Source organism: uncultured Lutibacter sp. (assembly GCF_947493565.1).
Taxonomy (GTDB): Bacteria; Bacteroidota; Bacteroidia; order Flavobacteriales; family Flavobacteriaceae; genus Lutibacter; species Lutibacter aestuarii.
This window is the reverse complement of record NZ_CANLRG010000005.1, coordinates 248,419-269,766: the sequence shown is the minus strand read 5'-3', so window position 1 is coordinate 269,766 and position 21,348 is coordinate 248,419. Positions and strand designations below refer to the sequence as shown.

The 21,348-nt window shown below is 29.8% G+C and carries 18 protein-coding genes; 11 read left to right on the top strand and 7 right to left on the bottom strand.

Translation table 11 applies throughout. The annotated features are described in order from the left end of the window. Positions 1-8 precede the first annotated feature (8 nt). The 4 genes from Q0714_RS08280 to rpmH form a co-directional block, all read right to left on the bottom strand. A complete protein-coding gene (locus Q0714_RS08280; protein ID WP_298264135.1) occupies positions 9-1,469 on the bottom strand; it encodes an NAD(P)/FAD-dependent oxidoreductase in 1,461 nt (486 codons plus the stop codon). Between the two features lie 54 nt (positions 1,470-1,523). Next, entirely contained in the window at positions 1,524-2,423 is a 900-nt protein-coding gene (locus tag Q0714_RS08275) for a MerR family transcriptional regulator (RefSeq protein WP_298264134.1), read from the bottom strand. 98 nt (positions 2,424-2,521) lie between these two features. Continuing rightward, positions 2,522-5,371 (bottom strand): carbamoyl-phosphate synthase large subunit, encoded by a 2,850-nt coding sequence (gene carB / locus Q0714_RS08270; RefSeq protein ID WP_298264132.1) that lies wholly within the window; start codon positions 5,369-5,371, stop codon positions 2,522-2,524. Positions 5,372-5,512: 141 nt separating this feature from the next. Continuing rightward, the gene (gene rpmH, locus Q0714_RS08265; protein WP_298264130.1) at positions 5,513-5,674 is read right to left on the bottom strand and encodes a 50S ribosomal protein L34; all 162 of its coding nucleotides are present in this window, start codon (positions 5,672-5,674) and stop codon (positions 5,513-5,515) included. Positions 5,675-6,042: 368 nt separating this feature from the next. On the opposite strand from rpmH, the gene aqpZ reads away from it, so the two are divergent. The 5 genes from aqpZ to Q0714_RS08240 all read left to right on the top strand — a co-directional run bounded on the left by aqpZ (position 6,043) and on the right by Q0714_RS08240 (position 12,570). Then, positions 6,043-6,738, top strand: a complete 696-nt coding sequence (gene aqpZ, locus Q0714_RS08260) for an aquaporin Z (RefSeq protein WP_298264129.1) — start codon at positions 6,043-6,045, stop codon at positions 6,736-6,738. A gap of 135 nt (positions 6,739-6,873) precedes the next feature. Next, positions 6,874-8,490: a CTP synthase gene (locus Q0714_RS08255; RefSeq protein ID WP_298264128.1), complete on the top strand. Its 1,617-nt coding sequence runs from the start codon at positions 6,874-6,876 to the stop codon at positions 8,488-8,490. Between the two features lie 106 nt (positions 8,491-8,596). After that, a complete protein-coding gene (gene yidC, locus Q0714_RS08250; RefSeq protein ID WP_298264126.1) occupies positions 8,597-10,501 on the top strand; it encodes a membrane protein insertase YidC in 1,905 nt (634 codons plus the stop codon). Positions 10,502-10,598: 97 nt separating this feature from the next. After that, positions 10,599-11,036 (top strand): hypothetical protein, encoded by a 438-nt coding sequence (locus Q0714_RS08245; RefSeq protein WP_298264125.1) that lies wholly within the window; start codon positions 10,599-10,601, stop codon positions 11,034-11,036. Positions 11,037-11,136: 100 nt separating this feature from the next. Further along, on the top strand, positions 11,137-12,570 hold the full coding sequence (locus Q0714_RS08240; protein ID WP_298264124.1) for a bifunctional UDP-sugar hydrolase/5'-nucleotidase: 1,434 nt from the start codon (positions 11,137-11,139) through the stop codon (positions 12,568-12,570). Positions 12,571-12,579: 9 nt separating this feature from the next. Here the strand turns inward: Q0714_RS08240 and Q0714_RS08235 are convergent, their stop codons facing one another. Both Q0714_RS08235 and Q0714_RS08230 read right to left on the bottom strand, forming a co-directional pair. Then, on the bottom strand, positions 12,580-13,533 hold the full coding sequence (locus Q0714_RS08235; protein WP_298264123.1) for a phosphoribosylaminoimidazolesuccinocarboxamide synthase: 954 nt from the start codon (positions 13,531-13,533) through the stop codon (positions 12,580-12,582). After that, positions 13,526-14,479 carry a PhoH family protein gene (locus tag Q0714_RS08230; protein ID WP_298264121.1) on the bottom strand — a complete coding sequence of 318 codons (954 nt, stop codon included), beginning with the start codon at positions 14,477-14,479 and terminating at the stop codon, positions 13,526-13,528. Before Q0714_RS08230 ends, Q0714_RS08235 begins: the two co-directional genes overlap by 8 nt. A 182-nt stretch (positions 14,480-14,661) precedes the next feature. Here Q0714_RS08230 and Q0714_RS08225 point away from each other — a divergent pair, with 182 nt between their 5' ends. The 6 genes from Q0714_RS08225 to Q0714_RS08200 all read left to right on the top strand — a co-directional run bounded on the left by Q0714_RS08225 (position 14,662) and on the right by Q0714_RS08200 (position 19,610). Then, a complete protein-coding gene (locus Q0714_RS08225) occupies positions 14,662-15,492 on the top strand; it encodes an SAM-dependent chlorinase/fluorinase (protein WP_298264120.1) in 831 nt (276 codons plus the stop codon). Positions 15,493-15,498: 6 nt separating this feature from the next. After that, the gene (locus tag Q0714_RS08220) at positions 15,499-15,795 is read left to right on the top strand and encodes a putative quinol monooxygenase (RefSeq protein ID WP_298264118.1); all 297 of its coding nucleotides are present in this window, start codon (positions 15,499-15,501) and stop codon (positions 15,793-15,795) included. A 19-nt stretch (positions 15,796-15,814) separates the two neighbouring features. After that, on the top strand, positions 15,815-16,543 hold the full coding sequence (gene gldF, locus Q0714_RS08215; protein ID WP_298264116.1) for a gliding motility-associated ABC transporter permease subunit GldF: 729 nt from the start codon (positions 15,815-15,817) through the stop codon (positions 16,541-16,543). Beyond that, positions 16,533-18,173, top strand: a complete 1,641-nt coding sequence (gene gldG, locus Q0714_RS08210; RefSeq protein WP_298264114.1) for a gliding motility-associated ABC transporter substrate-binding protein GldG — start codon at positions 16,533-16,535, stop codon at positions 18,171-18,173. Before gldF ends, gldG begins: the two co-directional genes overlap by 11 nt. A gap of 100 nt (positions 18,174-18,273) precedes the next feature. After that, on the top strand, positions 18,274-19,116 hold the full coding sequence (locus Q0714_RS08205; RefSeq protein WP_298264112.1) for a DUF2911 domain-containing protein: 843 nt from the start codon (positions 18,274-18,276) through the stop codon (positions 19,114-19,116). Beyond that, positions 19,116-19,610, top strand: coding sequence for a DUF2911 domain-containing protein (locus Q0714_RS08200; protein ID WP_298264111.1), 495 nt, complete (start codon positions 19,116-19,118; stop codon positions 19,608-19,610). The genes Q0714_RS08205 and Q0714_RS08200 overlap by 1 nt, the downstream gene beginning before the upstream one ends. Positions 19,611-19,667: 57 nt before the next feature. On the opposite strand, the gene Q0714_RS08195 is transcribed toward Q0714_RS08200, so the two are convergent. Next, entirely contained in the window at positions 19,668-21,338 is a 1,671-nt protein-coding gene (locus Q0714_RS08195; protein ID WP_298264109.1) for a sodium:solute symporter, read from the bottom strand. Positions 21,339-21,348 lie beyond the last annotated feature (10 nt).

Genomic DNA, 21,348 nt, shown 5'->3' with positions numbered 1-21,348 from the left:
TTGATTTTTTATTTTGAGTTTTTTATAACTAGATCTGAAACTATTTTTCCGGAAATGATTGCTGGAGGCACACCTGGTCCCGGAACTGTTAATTGACCAGTAAAATATAGATTCTTTACTTTGTTACTTCTAATTTTAGGTCTTAAAAAAGCAGTTTGAAATAATGTGTTTGCCAAACCATAAGCATTACCTTTATAAGAATTGTAATCTTTCACAAAATCATTTACACAATACGACTCTTTAAATACCACTTCATCTTTTAAACTTTGACCAGTTAACTTTTCTAATCTATTCATAATTTTTTTGAAATATTCTTCTCGAACTTCAGGAATATCTGTTAATCCAGGCGCTAAAGGAATTAAAAAAGTCGCCGCTTCCTTTGAAATAGGGGCAAAACTATTATCGGTTATACTTGAAAAACTTGCATAAAAAAGCGGCTCCTTTGGCCATTTTGGCGTATCGTATATATCTTTAGCATGAACGTCAAAACTCGTATCGAAAAACAAGGTATGATGTTCTACATTTTTTATTTTTTTATTGAATCCTACATAAAATAGTAAAGCTGAAGGTGCAAAAGTTTTTTTCTCCCAGTACTTTTCCTTGTACATTCTGTTTTCTTTATCTAATAAAGTTTCCGAATGGTGGTAATCTGCACCGCTTATAACTATATCTGATTGTATAAATTTTGAATTTGAATTAACACCTTTTACAACTCCATTCTCGACTACAATTTTTTCAACATTTTGATTCGTTAAAATCCCAACACCTAATTCTTTAGCCAAGTTTACAAAACCATTAACAACTTCATACATTCCTCCTTTTGGGTGCCACGTACCAAGACCAAAATCTGCATAATTCATAAAATTATAAAAACTTGGAGTGTTTGATGGTTTAGCACCTAAAAACAACACTGGAAATTCTAAAATCTGTTGAAGTTTATGATTCTTAATTCTTTTGCGAACTGTTGAACTAATCGATGTAAAAAACTGATTCGCTTTTGAAAGTGTCGTAAAATTGATTAATTCTGAAATTGATTCTCCCGGCTTATACACCAAATCATTAATTGCAACCCCGTAATTAAATTTAGCTGAATCTAAGAATGATTTTAAATGCTTTGAACTTCCTGGCTCTTCTTTCTCAAATACTTCGTAAATTTCGTTTAATGTGCCCGGAATTGTAATGGAATCTTCCTTGCCAAAATAAACTTGATATGCTGGAGACAATCGCTCTAATTCATAATAATCTGAAGGCTTTTTATTAAAATCTTTAAAAAACTTTTCAAATACATCTGGCATCCAATACCACGTTGGTCCCATATCGAACTTGAATCCTTCTTTCTCATACTTTCTGGCTCTTCCTCCTAACGTGGAGTTCTTTTCTAAAATAGTCACATTATAACCAGCTTTTGCTAAGTGACAAGCTGATGCAAGTGATGAAAATCCTGAACCTATTATTGCTATATTCTTCATTTGTTTAACAAATATACGATTTTATTAAACAAATGCAACTTTGTTCAATATTTTTTATAATTCTTTTAACAAGTTTTCGATAGAATCGAACATTTTTACGTTTGGAAGGTCTAATTTTTCATTCATCTCAGAAACTTTTTTTCCTAACAACCAAATTTCATTTTCGTTATTATTTAATACAGAATTATTTACTACATCTATATATTCCAAAACAGATAATCTTGATGGCTCAACAGTTAAATAGCTAATGAAACAAATATTGTTGTAAACCTTTTGTACATCATTTAAATTGGCAACGGGAACACTTTGTCCTAAATAAATAGATTGGTAACCATGTAGCAATAATTCAAAATGTAAATACAACAACCCTAACTCATGTATTTCATTTAAAGGTAAATACAACACAAAAACCTTATCGAAATTAGTTGGAGATGACAGTTGCAAGCGTTCAATATTAATACTAATTTTTTGCTTAATAAGGTTAGTAATAAAATGTTCGTGGGCAGGCGTAATAGAATTTACTTGCCACAAAAGTCCAATTTCATTTAAAAACGGAATAAAAATATTTTTAAAAACATCTCTTAAAGATGATTGAGCTATTAAATTATTATAAGTAACATTAAATAAGTTTTCATCAAAATTTAACATAGAAAGCTTTAAAGAATTCGAAGCCTGGCTGTCAACTCCGTTCTTTGTTACCAATTCTCTAACCGACGCATTTAATTTTGATTCGGGTAATTCTGCTATTTTTGAAATTTTTAATCCATTAGCATTTAATAAGGAAACGTTTAATAACTTTTGTAAGTTACTAATATCATAATAGCGAATATTAGATTCTGTTCTATTTGGCTGCAATATATTATACCGTTTTTCCCAAATTCTAATTGTATGTGCTTTAATCCCTGAAAAATTTTCCAAGTCTTTAATCGTAAATTCAGTCTTTATGTTGTTCAATGTTAAATATTTTTAATTGAACAAAAGTACTATAATTTTTTAATTAAACAAAAAGTGCTCCATAATGAAGCACTTTTTGTTTAATAATTTACTAAAATTTACTTACTTAAATACATCTTTCTTCTGGAGTACAACTCGTAAAACTGATCATCCTTTAAACTATCAATAAATAAAATACTTTCACCTGTTGATTTCATCTCTGGCCCTAATTTTTTATCTACATTCGGGAACTTGTTGAAAGAGAAAACTGGTTGCTTAATTGCAAATCCTTCTAATTGCGGATTAAAATTAAAGTCTTTCACTTTTTTATCTCCTAACATTACCTTTGTTGCATAATTTACATAAGGTTCTTGATATGCTTTTGCAATAAATGGAACAGTACGAGATGCTCTCGGATTTGCTTCGATAATAAATACTGTATCATCTTTTACCGCAAACTGTATATTTATTAATCCTTTTGTTTTAAGCGCAAGTGCTATTTTTTTAGTATGGTCTTTAATTTGCTGCATTACAAATTCACCTAAATTAAAAGGTGGTAGCGTTGCATTTGAATCTCCTGAGTGCACACCACAAGGCTCAATATGTTCCATTATTCCAATAATATAAACATCTTCACCATCACAAATAGCATCTGCTTCAGCTTCTATTGCTCCATCTAGGTAATGGTCTAATAATAAAACGTTATTAGGAATTTTACGTAGTAAATCTACTACATGTTTTTCTAATTCTTCTTTATTTATTACAATTTTCATTCCTTGCCCACCTAAAACATATGATGGACGTACTAAAATTGGAAAATCTAAATCATCGGCTATTGCTGATGCTTCATCTGCAGTAGTTGCAGTTCCATATTTTGGAAAAGGAATATCTAACTCAACTAATAATTCAGAAAATCGCTTTCTATCTTCTGCTAAGTCTAAAGCTTCAAAACTTGTTCCAATAATTTTAACTCCCCATTTCGCTAATTTCTCTGCTAATTTTAAAGCTGTTTGTCCTCCTAGCTGTACAATTACACCTTCTGGTTTTTCGTGTTCAATAATATCGTATATGTGCTCCCAAAAAACAGGTTCGAAATATAATTTATCTGCGGTATCGAAATCTGTTGAAACCGTTTCTGGATTACAATTAATCATAATTGTTTCATAACCAGCCTCTTTTGCAGCCAATACTCCATGAACACAACAATAATCAAACTCAATCCCTTGACCTATTCTATTTGGACCAGAACCTAAAACTATAATTTTTTTGTTCGTAGTTACAACACTTTCATTATCTGCATAGCTTCCATTAGAAGTTATCATTTTATTTTCAAAAGTAGAATAATAATACGGTGTTTGAGCTCCGAACTCTGCAGCACAGGTATCAACTAATTTATAAACCCTATTTATATCTAATTCGGTACGTTTAGCTTTTACTTCACTCTCTAAACAACCCAACATATGTGCTATTTGCCTGTCTGCAAATCCTTTTTGTTTTGCTTCAAGAAGTAATTCATATGATAAAGACTCTAAAGTTTTACTCGAAATTTCGTTTTCCAAAGCAAGTAATTCTTCATATTGCTTTAAAAACCACATATCAATTTTTGTAATTTCATGAATCCTACTCAAAGGTATTCCCATTTGAATAGCATCATAAATTACAAACACTCTATCCCAACTAGGGTTCTTCAATTTTTCAATTATTAGATCGTAATTTTTTTCACCTTTACCATCTGCTCCTAATCCATTTCTTTTAATTTCTAGCGACTGCGTTGCCTTATGAAGCGCTTCTTGGAAAGAACGACCAATACCCATTACCTCTCCAACAGATTTCATTTGCAACCCTAAAGTTCTATTTGAACCTTCAAATTTATCGAAATTCCAACGAGGTATTTTTACTATTACATAATCTAATGTTGGTTCAAATAATGCAGAAGTTGTTTTAGTAATTTGATTGTTTAACTCATCTAAGTTATAACCTATAGCTAATTTAGCTGCAATTTTTGCAATTGGATATCCTGTGGCTTTTGAAGCTAATGCAGAAGAACGAGAAACACGTGGGTTAATTTCTATGGCAATAATATCTTCTTTTTCATCTGGACTAACAGCAAATTGAACATTACAACCTCCCGCAAAATCTCCAATTGAACGCATCATATGAATTGCCATATCACGCATTTTCTGAAAAGTTGTATCACTTAAAGTCATCGCTGGAGCTACGGTAATAGAGTCTCCTGTATGGATTCCCATAGGATCCATATTTTCAATAGTACAAATAATTACAACATTGTCGTTACTATCACGTAACAACTCTAATTCGTATTCTTTCCAACCTAACAATGCTTTATCTATAATAACTTCGTGAATTGGAGAAGCTTCTAAACCTCTACTTAATAATTCATCAAAATCATTTTTATCATAAACAATTGAAGCTCCATAACCTCCCAATGTAAATGAAGGACGAATAACTAATGGGAAACCATATTCTTGTGCTATTTCTTTACCTTTTAAAAATGATGTTGCTGTTGTTGATGGGGCTTGTCCAACACCAATTTCAATCATTAATTTTCTAAATTGTTCTCTATCTTCAGTAATGTTAATTGCATCAATATCAACTCCAATAAGTTCTACATTAAAATCTTCCCAAATTCCCTTATCATCAGCTTCAATACATAAATTTAATGCTGTTTGTCCTCCCATGGTAGGTAAAACAGCATCAATATTAGGATGCATTTGTAAAATCTCAATAATCGACTTTGTAGTTAATGGTTTTAAGTAAACATTATCGGCTAAAGAAGGGTCTGTCATAATAGTTGCAGGATTAGAGTTGATTAAAGTCACCTCAATTCCTTCTTCTTTTAACGATCTAATTGCTTGAGAACCAGAATAATCAAACTCACAAGCCTGACCAATAATAATAGGCCCAGAACCTATAATTAAAATTGATTTTATGTTAGTATTTTTTGGCATTTGTTAAAATAAAATATGAATGTGTAAATATCTATAAATTTCGTTTTTTATAATAAAATAGTTTTAAAAACTTATCAAAAGGATATAAAAAAAGGTGTTACTAATAAAAAGTAACACCTTATATATAAAACTATTGTTTCATTATTTCTTTGGTCTCGGATCAGAAGAAACACTTAATCTTTTTCTACCTTTAGCTCTTCTTCTAGCTAACACTTTTCTACCTGTTGCACTAGCCATACGCTCTCTAAATCCGTGTTTATTTCTTCTCTTTCTTTTTGACGGCTGATAAGTTCTTTTACTCATTACAAATATCTTTAAAAATCGTGTTTCTTTTGTTGTTAATTGCCTTGCGAAATTCGCTCGCTAAAAGCGTGGGCAAATATACAATTAGTTTTGTTTCTAACAAATAGAATTTTAAAAAAATTAATTTTAATCGAAAATCTAAAAAAATTGAAATTCTTAGAACCTAGTTTACTTTTAAAAACTCCACAAAATTAGTATAAAAAATAATTTTAAAACCTCTTTTTTAAATAAAATCATCAAAATAAATCATTCAAAAAATAGCTAATTACTAAAATTAAACAAATTCATTTAATAATTAGCTTTATAATTATTTTAAATAAAAAATTTTATATTTGATACACTAGCCCTTTAACTTTAAACTTTATTATATGAAAAAATTAGTAGCAGAATTTATTGGAACCGCTTGGTTAGTATTGGGCGGATGTGGTAGCGCTGTATTTGCAGCTGCCTTTCCTGATTTAGGAATTGGTTTTATGGGAGTGGCTCTAGCTTTTGGTTTAACGGTTGTTACCATGGCATACGCTATCGGCCATATTTCTGGTTGTCATTTAAACCCTGCTGTTTCAGTTGGCTTATGGGTTGGTGGTCGTTTTAATAAAAAAGAAGTATTACCCTACATTATTGCTCAAGTATTGGGAGGAATTTTAGGTGCAGCCATTATTTATTTAATTTTATCTGGAAAAGAAGGCTTTGATATTGGAGGGTTTGCAGCAAATGGTTATGGAGAGCATTCTCCTGGAGGTTATGACTTTAAAGCTGCTCTTGTAACAGAAATTGTAATGACATTTATGTTTTTAATCATTATTTTGGGAACTACACACTCTAAAGCACCAAAATATTTAGCAGGTTTGGCTATTGGTTTAGGATTAACACTTATTCATTTAATTAGTATTCCTATCACTAATACCTCTGTAAATCCAGCGCGAAGCACAAGTCAAGCTCTTTTTGTAGGAGATTGGGCTTTAAGCCAATTATGGCTGTTTTGGGTAGCACCTATTATAGGAGCCATTTTAGCCGGATTGGTTTATAAATTTATTTCTCCAGAGACTCCAACTAAAAAATAACACTACTCATTTAGCCGAGTTACTAAAAACTAATTGGTACTTATTCTAACAAAACCCTTTAAAAATTATATTTTTAAAGGGTTTTGTTTTTGTAAACTAAAATAGCTTTAGTACTTTTGCCCAAACCTAATAACAATGAAAAAAACTAAATATGTTTTTGTAACAGGAGGCGTTACTTCATCGCTTGGAAAAGGGATAATTGCAGCTTCTTTAGCAAAACTTTTACAGGAAAGAGGCTACTCTGTTACCATCCAAAAACTAGATCCATACATTAATATTGACCCAGGAACTTTAAACCCATATGAACATGGTGAATGCTATGTAACCGATGATGGAGCTGAAACAGATTTAGACTTGGGACATTATGAACGTTATTTAAACATCCCTACTTCTCAAGCCAATAATGTTACTACTGGAAGAATTTATCAGTCCGTTATTGAAAAAGAGCGTAAAGGCGAATTTTTAGGAAAAACAGTACAAGTAATTCCTCATATTACTGATGAAATTAAAAACCGAATTCAAATTTTAGGAAATACTGGAGAATTTGACATTGTTATTACTGAAATAGGTGGAACCGTTGGTGATATTGAATCTTTACCTTATGTAGAATCTGTTCGTCAACTTCTTTGGGAATTAGGAAAAGAAAATGCAATTGTTATTCATTTAACTTTGGTTCCATACTTAGCAGCTGCCGGCGAATTAAAAACTAAGCCTACACAACATTCAGTAAAAATGTTAATGCAAAGTGGTGTAAGTCCAGACATTTTAGTTTGCAGAACTGAACATGAAATTGCCGAGCCTATAAAAAATAAATTAGCATTATTTTGTAATGTAAAAGAAGAAGATGTTATTGAATCTATTGATGCAGAAACCATTTATGATGTTCCTAATTTAATGTTTAAAGAAGGGTTGGATAGTGTAGTACTTAAAAAACTTCATTTAGCAAACGATAAGCTTCCCGACTTAAAAGCTTGGAACAACTTTTTAAATAAATTTAAAAACCCAAAAAACACTGTTCAAGTTGGTTTAATAGGTAAATATGTAGAGTTGCATGATGCCTACAAATCAATAACAGAAGCATTTATACATGCAGGAGCAGTTAATGAAGTTAATGTAAATATTAATTGGATTCATTCTGAAGAATTAACCGTTGAAAATGTTCCTAATAAATTAAAAAACTTAAACGGAATATTAGTTGCCCCAGGGTTTGGAGAACGTGGAATTGAAGGTAAAATTGAAGCTGTTAAATATGCTCGAGAACACTACATTCCTTTTTTAGGAATTTGCTTAGGAATGCAAATGGCAGTTATTGAGTTTTCAAGAAATGTATTAGGTTTTGAAAATGCTAATTCTACTGAAATGAGCAACGAAACCAAGTATCCTGTAATCGATTTAATGGAAGAACAAAAAAGTATTACAGATTATGGTGGTACTATGCGATTAGGAGCTTGGGATTGTAAATTAAAAGAAGATAGCAAGGTTTATAACATTTATAAAAACTCATTAATAAGTGAACGTCATAGACATAGATATGAGTTTAATAATGATTATCTAGAACAAATTGAAAAAGCAGGTATGATTGCTACCGGTAAAAACCCTAAAACAAACTTGGTTGAAGTTGTTGAAATTCCAACACATCCTTGGTTTATAGGCGTGCAATACCATCCAGAATATAAAAGTACTGTGTTAAATCCACACCCATTATTTGTAGATTTTGTAAAAGCAACTTTGGAACACTCTTTGAACTCTTAGAGAATCATTAATAAATAACATATAATAACGTTACTTTTAGTACATTTGTCGGGCTTTTTGATTTGTTTTCAATTAGCGTATGACAAAATGACATTTTAAAACTCTCATGGAAGAAAAAAAATTTGATATCAATTCACTTATAGGATTTGTTTTATTAGGAGCAATTATGATATGGTGGATGTACAGCAATCAACCTACAGCTGAAGAATTAGAAGCGGAACAAAAAGCAAAAACAGAACAAGTCCAAGAAGAAGCTTCACAACAAAACGAAGCAACTCTAAACAATGTTAATGAAATTACAGTTCAAGCTACCGACTCACTATCACTAGTTAAAGCTCAAAGTCAATTAGGTGCTTTTGCTTATTCAGCAGCACTTCCATCGGCTAAAGATGGAGAAACTGTTATTGAAAATGAACTGCTTAAATTAGTTATCGCTAACAAAGGAGGTCAGATTAAAGAAGCTTTGATAAAGAAGTATGTTACTTACGATTCTTTACCATTATATATGATTAAAGATAAAAACGCTTCTTTTAATATAAATTTTGGTACTGCAGACAACAGAACACTTAATACACAAGATTTATTTTTTGAACCAACAATTAGTAAAAATGGTGAAGCAGATGTACTTTCAATGAAGTTGAAAGTTGCTGAAGATAAATACTTAGAGTATCGTTATGAAATGAAGCCAGGTGAATATATGGTTGATTTTACCATACGCTCACAAGGATTAAGCAATGCCATAAACAGCTCTCAAGAAATTGTTTTAGATTGGAATTTACAAGGTTACCGCCATGAAAAGAGTATTCGTTATGAAAATCAACAAACTGAGATGTATTATGAGAAAGAAGATGAAGATATCGATTATTTATCCATAGGAGGCGAAGATGATGCAGAAGAAAACAATGTAAATTGGGTAGCCTTTAAACAACATTTTTTCTCAACAATATTAATTTCTGATCAAGCTTTTGAAAAAGCAAATTTAGCATCAAAAACATTGACAAAAGACGAGGAAATAGATACCACATTTACCAAAGCATTTTATTTAAAAGCCCCTTTAACATTGCAAGGAGGTGAACTAAACTACAACATGAATTGGTATGTTGGTCCTAATGATTATCAAATTTTAAAAAAATACGATAGAAACATTAAAGAAGTTGTAAATCTAGGTTGGGGTATTTTTGGTTATATCAATCGTTTAATTTTTATACCAGTATTTAACTTTTTACAAGGTTTTATAGGAAACTATGGGTTAATTATTATTTTACTAACAATTGTAGTTAGAATTTTAATGTCTCCTTTGGTATATAAATCATACTTGTCTAGTGCAAAAATGAAAGTACTAAAACCAGAAATGGAAGAAATTAATAAGCGTTTACCTGGAAAAGAAAACGCTATGAAACGTCAACAAGAAACTATGGCGGTTCAAAGTAAAGCAGGTGTTAGTCCTTTAGCGGGTTGTATTCCTGCCTTATTACAAATGCCAGTTTTCTTTGCGTTATTTAGGTTTTTCCCATCAAATATAGATTTACGTCAAAAAGGATTTTTATGGGCCGATGATTTATCTGCTTATGATTCTATTTATAAATTACCTTTTCATATTCCAATGTATGGTTCACACATTAGTTTATTTCCAATTTTAGCTTCCGTTGCTATATTCTTTTATATGAGAATGAGTCAAAGTCAACAAATGAATATGCAACAACCTACACAAGAAGGAATGCCTGATATGCAGAAAATGATGAAAATGATGATGTATTTTTCACCTATTATGATGTTGGTATTCTTTAATATGTATGCCAGTAGTTTAAGTTTATATTATTTTGTTTCTAACTTATTAACTATTGCAATTATGTTAGTAATTAAACATTACATAATTGATGAAGAAAAAATTCATGCTCAAATTCAGGAAAACAAAAAGAAACCTAAAAAAGAAGGCAAGTTTAGAAAAAGACTGAATGAAGCTATGAAACAAGCCCAAGAACAACAAGCACAACAAAGAAAGAAAAAATAAAATTTTAACATTTTTTAACATTTCACAAGGCCTTAATTTTTAAAAATTAAGGCTTTTTTTTGTATCATTGTTGTTGCAACTCCAACTAAAAATTTCAATGTTAAAAAGCCACTACAAAGTATTACCTACTTACCATTTAATTATAGAACATCACACTGGTGTTTTGGATATAGAATCCTACAAAAAATTTAAAGCACTATTGCTTAATGATGCATCATACTCTACTAATTATAATTATATCATAAATTTTAAAAATGTTGAGTTTAAAATTAAACCTGAAGAAATTAAAGAATATGTAAGCTCATTAAAACAAAATCCTAAAATTTTTGGCAACAAAAATCTAGCCATTATTACTAAGACACCAGATCAAACTGTACCTGTAACTATCTATAAAATGAAACAACAAGGAATCAATCAATCTGTTGAAGTTTTTTCAACTTATGAAGTTGCTTTACAATGGCTTAATAGTAGCTTGACAGCTAAAGAATTAGACTCTTTATTCTTAAAATTAAAAAATCAACCATCCCTTATATAATTTTTTTCAAATAAAATTACTTATAGATTGGTTATAAAACCTTAATTTTATTTTAAGTTGAAATTAGCGATAGATTATAAATCTATAAATGAACTTTACGATGAGAAATTTATATAAATATATTTTAACAACAATTGTTTTTTTAATTCTAATTTCCTGTTCTAAAGATGATACTTCCACCAATTCAATTCCTCAAAATGAACTAAAAGAATTAACTATTTTCCACATTAATGACCCACACGGTCAAATAGCTAATTTTTCTAAAATTAAACATATTGTTGACCAAGAAAAAGAAAAAACCAATGTAATACTAGTTTGCAGTGGCGATATATTTTCTGGAAACCCTGTAGTAGACAATCACATTGAAAAAGGATTTCCAATGATAGATTTAATGAATAAAGTTGGATTCGACATCTCTGTAATTGGTAATCATGAATTTGATTATGGTGAAGATATTTTAAAAGATAGGTTAAATCAATCTCAATTTAATTGGGTTTGTGCCAATGTAGCTATGAATAACACAAACATACCTGAACCTGATGAGTTTAAAACTATTACAATTAATAATCTTAAAATTACTTTTTTAGGACTTGTAGAAACCAATGGAAAAGAAAATGATGTTATTCCCTCTACACATCCATGGAGAGTTAAAAATTTAACTTTTGAAAAATATCAAAATGTTATTAATAACTTTGCCCAAGTAAAACAAAGTGAAAATTCAGATCTATATATAGCACTTACGCATTTAGGAGAATCTTCAGATATAAATATCGCTAATAATTATCCTTATTTTGACTTAATTATAGGAGGACACTCTCATTCAAAAGTGAATACTTCTATAAATAACATCCCTATTTTTCAAGCAGGCTCATACTTAAATTATTTAGGAAAAATAAGCTTAAAAGTGAAAAATAAAAAAGTTGAAAGTTTAGATTATACACTTATAAATTTAAACACTTATCAAAACAAAGACAACTCAATTCAAACTTTAATAGAAACATATAATGATACGGCAAATTTAGATGATATTATAGGTTTTTCAGAAGTATATCATAATAGAGCTAGTGTGGGAAGTTTTTATACTGATGCTTTAAGAAATGAAATGAACGTAGATATTACATTTCAAAATACTGGAGGTATTAGAAACGATTTAGATGAAGGAAATATATTAAAGCGTGAAATCTACAGCATTGATCCATTTAATAATGGAAGCGTAACTTACACGATGAGTGTTGCTGAAATTAAAAATTTTTTAAAAGGTAGTAAAGCATCTATCTATTATTCAGGTGTTTCTTCAATCACACAAGAAAATAACACCATAATTATTAAGGATCAGAACAATCAAACCATAGATGATAACACCATACTAACTGTTGGTGTAAACGACTATATACCAGCCGTATACGACACTTATTTCACTCAAACACCCACTTTATTACCCTATACTACTGCTGAAACTTTAATAAACTATCTAGAGCATCACAATACTCCTATCAACTATACCAGTATAAATAGCTATTTTAAATATCAATAATTATAATAGTTACTGTTTGTCTAAAAAGTTAAGAACATTAGCCTCAATACGTTCAATTATATTACTTACATCAGATTTAATAAAGGTTTCTCCCGTGATATTTTCATACAATTCGATATAACGCTCTGAAATTTCATTAATTTTTTCATCACTCATTTCAGGAACTGTTTGCCCTTCTAATCCTTGAAAATCATTAGCTATTAACCACTGACGAACAAATTCTTTTGATAATTGTTTTTGAGCTTCACCTTTAGCCTGTCTTTCTTTATAACCTTCTGCATAAAAATAACGTGAAGAATCAGGTGTGTGAATTTCGTCAATTAACAAAATTTTTCCATCTTTAGTCTTTCCAAATTCATATTTAGTATCTACCAAAATTAAACCACGTTTAGCTGCAATTTCGGTTCCTCTTTTAAATAAAGCTCTTGTATATTTTTCTAAAACTTCATAATCATCTTTAGAAACAATCCCTTTTGCTATGATTTCATCTTTAGAAATATCTTCGTCATGTTCCCCATCTTCAGCTTTAGTAGCTGGTGTTATAATTGGGGTTGGAAACTGGTCATTTTCCTTCATACCTTCTGGCATAGAAACACCACATAACATTCTTTTTCCTGCTTTATATTCACGTGCAGCATGACCTGATAAATAACCACGAATCACCATTTCTACTTTAAAAGGTTCACATAAAAGTCCTACAGCCACGTTTGGATCTGGAATATCTAAAATCCAATTAGGAACTATATCTTCCGTAGCTTGCATCATTTTGGAAGCTATTTGATTTAAAATTTGACCTTTAAATGGTATTTGTTTTGGCATAACCACATCGAAAGCAGATAACCTATCAGAAGCTATCATTACCAATAATTCATCATTAATATTATACACTTCCCTAACTTTTCCTTTGTAATATGATTTTTGCTTTGGGAAATTAAATGCTGTGTTGTTTATTGTATTACTCATTTCCTACTTCAATACTTTTATATGCTGAAATTATTTCTTTTACTAATCTATGTCTAATTACATCTTTATCATCTAAATATACAAAGGCAATACCTTTTACCTCTTTTAAGGTTAAAATGGCTTCTTTTATCCCCGACACTTGTCGTTTAGGTAAATCTATTTGGCCTGGATCACCTGTAATAATAAATTTAGCATTTTTACCCATACGTGTTAAAAACATTTTCATTTGGTTATGGGTGGTATTTTGCGCTTCATCTAAAATTACAAATGCATTATCTAAAGTTCTTCCACGCATAAATGCCAAAGGAGCTATTTGTATGATTCCTTTTTCAATATATGAATCTAAACGTTCAAAAGGAATCATATCTCTTAAAGCATCATATAATGGTTGCATATATGGATCTAATTTTTCTTTTAAATCGCCTGGTAAAAATCCTAAATTTTCTCCAGATTCTACAGCTGGTCTCGTTAATATAATTCTTCTAACTTCTTTTTCTTTTAAAGCCTTAACAGCTAAAGCTACTGCTGTATATGTTTTTCCTGTACCAGCTGGACCAATGGCAAAAAGCATGTCGTTTTTCTCCATTTTTTCAACCATTTTTCGCTGGTTCACTGTTTGTGCTTTTATTAGCCTTCCACTAACTCCATGAACTAAAACTCCATCGGCTTTTGCTGAACTTTTTTGTTCTTTTCCGTTAGATGTTAATATTCGTTCAATACTATTTTCATCTAATTTATTATAACGATTAAAATAATTGATTAACATTGTTAATCTTTTCTCAAAGTCGTCTAAAATATCTGGTTCTCCATAGGCTTTTAAATATGTACCACGAGCAACAATTTTAAGTTTCGGATAATATTTACGTAAAATTTCTACATTAGAATTCTGAGTCCCAAATAGATCGTTAGGGTTTATCTCTGTCAATTCAATTATACGTTCGTTCAAATGGCTAAAATGTTAAGTTTAATTAAAAATTTGTATGCAAATTAAAAGAATATTTGATTAAGTTTGCATAACAAATGTAAGGAATATAGAATAACAAATTTTAACTCTTTGTAAATAAGTTTTAAACATGTTATTAAGGATTTACAAAAGTTACACACCTAAAAAATTCGTGAAAATCTTATATGTCAATAATTACTTTAACTACTGATTTTGGAACTAAAGACCACTTTGTTGGAGCGGTGAAAGGAACTATTTATAGTGAGTTACCAAATGCAAGGATTGTTGATATTTCGCACCATATTTCTCCTTTTAATATTACCGAAACTGCTTATATTTTAAAAAATGCCTATAAGAGTTTTCCTGAAGGCAGCATTCATATTATTGGTGTAGATTCTGAATTAAATGAAGAGAACAAACATATTGCACTAATTTTAGACAATCATTATTTTATTTGTCCAGATAATGGGGTAATATCACTGTTAGCTTCTGAAATTAAGCCCGAAAAAATTGTTGAAATAAATATTCATGATAGAATTGAAACAAGTTTTCCTGTTTTAGATGTTTTTGTTAAAGTGGCCTGCCATATTGCCCGAGGAGGAACGTTAGAGGTTATTGGTAAAACAATCCTAAATTTTAAACAATTGGTAGAATTACAACCAAGTGTATCATCAGATAGTAGTACTATTTCCGGAAATATCATTTATGTAGATAATTATGGAAATTCAATTAGTAATATTTCAAAAAAACTATTTCAAGAAATTGGAAAAGGACGTGATTTTGAAGTAATTGCTAATAAATATTCCTTTAAAAAAATTAATACTAAATATTCTGATATTATAGATTTTTCGGTTTCCAAAGAACAACGTCAAAAAGACGGCACAAGATTGGCCATTTTTAATACTGCAAATTATTTAGAAATTGCTATGTTTAGAAGTAATTTAAATACTGTAGGAGGTGCATCATCTCTTTTAGGTTTAAATTATAGAGACGTAATTACTATAAAATTTAGTTGATAAATTATGTTAATACGAATTGTTAAAATGACTTTTAAAACTTCTGAAATTGATACATTTCTTGAAAATTTTAATGCAAATAAAGAAAAAATAAGAAATTTTAAGGGTTGTAACAGATTAGAATTATTGAGAGACAAAAATAACCCAACCATATTTTTCACTTATAGCTATTGGGAAACAGAAACACATTTAGAAACGTATAGAAACTCTGAACTATTTAAAACCGTTTGGTCAAAAACAAAAATATTGTTCAACAACAAACCTGAAGCTTGGAGCGTTGATAGTATTGAATGTTTAACTTAATTAAAAAAGTCGTTTATTTATGAGAACCATCATAAAAAAAGAACTTACTTCATTTTTTTCATCTCCAATTGGTTACTTAGTAATTGGAATTTATTTACTTATAAATGGATTGTTTTTATGGTTTTTTGATGGTGATTTTAACATTTTACAAGCGGGTTTTGCAGATTTAAATGCCTACTTTTTTTTAGCTCCTTGGATTTTCATTTTTCTAATTCCAGCAATTACTATGCGTAGTTTTTCTGATGAAATCAACAGCGGTACAATTGAAATTTTAAAAACCAAACCCTTAACAAACTGGCAAATTCTTTTCGGTAAATACTTTGGTTCATTAATTTTAGTATTTTTAGCAATTTTACCAACTATAATTTATGTGTATAGCATTTATAACTTAGGCGAACCGATTGGAAACATTGAGTTTGGAGCAACTATTGGATCATTTTTAGGATTACTCTTTTTAGCAAGTGCCTACACTGCTATTGGTGTTTTTTCTTCTGCAATTTCAAAAAATCAAATCGTTTCATTTATCATTGCAGTAAGTATTTCTTTTCTTTTTTATTATGGTTTTGAAGCATTTGCTAATTATAACTTATTAGGAAACTTAGACTATACACTTCAACAATTTGGTATGAACGAGCATTTTAAAAGCATCAGTAAAGGAGTGATTGACACTAGAGATTTAATCTATTTTGCAAGCATCACTTTTCTATTTTTAGTGATTACTAATTTTAAGATTCAGCATGAAAAATAACTACTCTAAAATAAGTTATTTAGTTGTTGGGTTATTATTAATCAACTTTCTAAGTTCAAAAGTTTATCAACGCTTTGATTTAACTGAAGATGGCAGATATACCATTTCAGAAACTTCAAAAAAAATTATCGAAAATATACACGAGGTAGTTAGTATAAAAGTTTATTTAGAAGGTGATTTTCCAGCTGAATTTAAACGCCTTCAAACTGAAACTAGATTGCATTTAGAAGAATTAAAAGCACTCAACAAAAAAATACAATTTCGTTTTATAAATCCTTCTGAAATTGGTCAAGAGCTTATAGATAAAGGAATGCAACCAAGTAGTTTACAAGTACAAGAAAATGGTAAACTTTCTGAAATTGTATTGTTCCCTTTTGCTGAAGTTAGCTATAAAAACAAAACCGAACAAGTTTCTTTGCTTAAAGATATTTTTTCAAATACCCAAAATGAACAATTAGAAAGTTCCATCCAAAACTTAGAGTTTGCTTTTACAAATGCTATTCATAAAGTAACCACAAAAAAATCTAAAAAAATAGCTGTATTAAAGGGCAATGGAGAACTTGATGATATTTACATTGCCGACTTTTTAAAAAAAATTGGAGAATATTATTATTTAGCACCTTTTACATTAGATTCAGTAGCTACTCAACCTCAAAAAACAGTACATCAACTTGCTAATTATGATATAGCAATTATTGCCAAACCGACTGAAAAATTTACAGAACAAGAAAAATATACGCTAGACCAATTTATAATGAATGGTGGTAAAACACTCTGGATGATTGATAATGTTCAAGCTGAATTAGACAGTCTTATGCAAACTGGTGAAACTTTAGCTTACCCAAGAGATTTAGGGTTAACCGATTTCTTTTTTAATTATGGCATTAGAATAAATCCGACTATTATTACCGATTTATATAGCTCGCAAATTACACTGGCTACAGGAAAAATTGGAAATAAAACTCAATTCAATTCATTTCCTTGGAAATATTACCCATTAGTTATTTCAACAAACAATCACCCTATTAATATCAATATTGAGGCTGTAAATTTAAAATTCCCTAATGAAATAGACACCTTAAAAAATCATATAAAAAAAACCGTACTACTACAAAGTTCAGCACTTTCGGCAAAAGTTGGAACACCTTCAATAGTTTCATTAAAATCTATCACTCAAAAAGAAGATCCATCAAAATTTACTTATGGAAATAAAACTTTAGCAGTGCTTTTAGAAGGTGAATTTATTTCAGCCTATTACCAAAGAGTGAAACCATTTAATTTAAACAACTCAATAGAAAAAAGTAATTTAAACAAAATGGTTGTTATTTCTGATGGTGATATTATTGCTAATGATATTGCTAATGGCCAGTCCTTAGAATTAGGTGTTGACAAATGGACGAATCAACAGTACGGAAATAAAGATTTTTTATTAAATACCGTGAATTATTTATTAGATGATACCGGTTTATTAAATATCCGATCTAAAAAAATTACCATTGATTTTCTAAATAAACAAAAAGCTTACAAAGAAGCTGAAAAATGGCAGCTCATTAACATTTTATTTCCCTTATTTTTATTGAGTTTGGGTGGACTTATTTTTAACTATTTTAGAAAAAGGAAATACCAATAAATCAACCATTTAACTTCTTAAAAATTTGTTAAAATTCTATTAGGAAAAATTGTAGCATTATTTAATGTTATATTTGTTACTAAACTTAAATATTACTATTATGCTAAAAAAATTATCAATTTTACTGCTTTTTGTTGGAGTAATATCAACAACAAATGCCCAAATTAAAACACCTCAACCTAGTCCTGCTTCAACAATTGAACAAGTTGTTGGATTAACAAATGTTACCTTAGAATATTCTCGACCTGCAATGCGAGGTAGAACAATTTTTGGCGACCTTGTACCTTTTGGAAAAGTATGGAGAACAGGTGCCAATGCCAATACAAAAATTACTTTTAGTGATAATGTTACTATCGATGGTCAAGAATTGAAGAAAGGAACTTATGCAATTTACACCATTCCAAATCAAACTTCTTGGGAGGTAATTTTTTACAGCGATGCAAACAATTGGGGTACACCTCAAAAATGGGATGACACAAAGGTAGCTGCTAAAACTTCTGTTGAAGTATATGAAATGCCGGTGAAAATAGAATCTTTTACAATAACTTTTGACGATTTAACTTCTAACTCAGCAGTTTTAGGAATACTATGGGAAAATGTATACGTTGGAGTAAAATTTGATGTTCCTACCGATGCCATTGCTTCAAAAAGTATTGAAAACGTTATGGCTGGTCCATCAGGAAACGATTATTTTCAGGCTGCCACTTATTATCATACAGAAGGTAAAGATTTAAAGCAAGCTTTAGCTTGGATACAAAAAGCTACTCAAGGTGAAAACCCTCCTTTTTGGTATTTACGCAGAATGAGTTTAATTCAAGCTGATTTAGGAGATGTTGAAGGTGCTATAGAAACTGCAAAAAAATCTTTAGCTGGAGCCCAAAAAGCCAATAATGCTGATTATGTAAAAATGAATAAAGAATCAATTGCTAAATGGATGAAATAATGATGAATAAATTAAAAATCACAATTTTATTTGCACTTATTACTACACTAACTTTTGCACAAAAAAGTCCAAGAAAACAAGCCAATGGAAACATTGGTGATGTAGTAATAGCAATAGATTATGGAGCACCAAGTGTTAGAGATAGAACTATTTGGGGAGAGCTTGTAAAATACGACAAAGTATGGAGAGCTGGAGCTAATGAAAACACCACCATTTCATTTGATAAAAATGTAAAAATTGGAGCTAAAACAATTCCTGCAGGAAAATATGGCTTTTTTATTATTCCAAAAAAGAATGAAGATTGGGTAATTATTTTAAACAAAAAAAATGATGCTTGGGGTGCCAATGGTTATAATAAAGAAAAAGACATACTTCGATTAAATATTTCTCCTAAATATGAAGATAACTCCACTGAAATATTGAATTATAGTATTGATAATAGAGGAATAGTTGTTTCTTGGGCTAACGTTAAAATTGTAATTCCTATTGAATAGTTACATTCAATAATTATATTTTTTAAAAGACTGTTAAAATAAAATTAACAGTCTTTTTTATTTTTTAGAAACAAAGAACATTTGTAATACTATAGCTATTCCCATCACTAATGCACAACCAAATAAATTTAGCCACAAATAAGGCATCCAATCTAAATACCACCCAACAATTACTATAGCTTGTGTTATTACTGCTGCTAAAAATACAGCATTACTTTTAACAAATTTTATGAAAAATGCTATTAGAAAAATTCCTAACACATTTCCATAAAATATAGATCCAATAATATTTACTAATTGAATTAAATTATCAAATAAATTGGCAAAACAAGCTACTAAAATTGCAATTAGTCCCCATCCAAGTGTAAACCATTTAGAGGCTTTCACAAAATGCTGGTCTGTTTTGTCAACAGTTATATTTCTTTTATATAAATCCATTGCTGTAGTGCTTGCCAATGCATTTAGTTCTGAAGCAGTACTTGACATAGCTGCAGATAAAATCACAGCCAATAACAAACCTATTAAACCTCTTGGCAAATTATTTAGTATAAAATGAATAAACACATAGTCTTTATCATTGGTTTCAACTGAATCATCCGCCTTTTTTATAATTTCTTTTGCTTTTGTTCTATTTTCATTCTCTAAAACATTTAACTTTTGAATATCAGCTACTAATTCTTCATTATCAAGATTACTTCCATAATTTAAATTAGTCTTGGATTTTAGCTCTTCAATTTCTAAGTGTTTAATTTCTAACTGTTTGTACTCTTCTGCATAAACAGAGTTTTGAACCGCTTCGTTTGCAGCTGGATTAAAATTTAAAGGAGATGCATTAAACTGATAAAAAACAAAAACCATAACACCTACCAATAAAATAAAAAATTGCATAGGTACTTTTAATAAGCCATTGAAAACAAGCCCCATTTGCATTTCTTTTACAGATTTACCCGACAAATATCTTTGAACTTGACTTTGATCGGTTCCAAAATAAGACAATGCTAAAAACGTTCCTCCAATAATTCCACTCCAAAAAGTGTATCTATTTTCAAAATTAAATGAAAAATCTAACACATTCATTTTGCCACTTGCTCCTGCTATTTTTAATGCTTTAGAAAATGAAATATCTGCAGGTAAATAACTTACTATTAAATAAAATGCAACAAACATACCTCCAAAAATTACAGCCATTTGTTGTTTTTGCGTAACACTTACAGCTTTAGTTCCTCCTGTTACAGTATAAATTATTACCAAAACGCCAATAATAATATTTAAAGTAGTTAAATTCCACCCTAGAACAGCTGATAAAATAATTGCTGGTGCAAAAATTGTAATTCCAGCAGCCAAACCACGCTGAATTAAAAATAAAATGGCTGCCAAACTACGAGTTTTTAAATCGAACCTAGTTTCTAAATATTCATAAGCTGTAAATACTTTTAATTTATGATAAATTGGGATAAAGACTAAACAAATAATAACCATAGCAATGGGCAATCCAAAATAAAACTGAACAAATCCCATTCCACTATGAAAAGCTTGTCCTGGAGTTGACAAAAATGTGATAGCACTAGCTTGTGTAGCCATTACAGATAAACCTATGGTCCACCATTTTGCCTCACTTCCACCCTTTATATAATCGGTTACATTTTTACTTCCTTTGGTTTTATATGCTCCATAAGAAACAATAAATAAAAGCGTTCCAATAAGTATAATCCAATCTAATTGCTGCATAATTTATGTA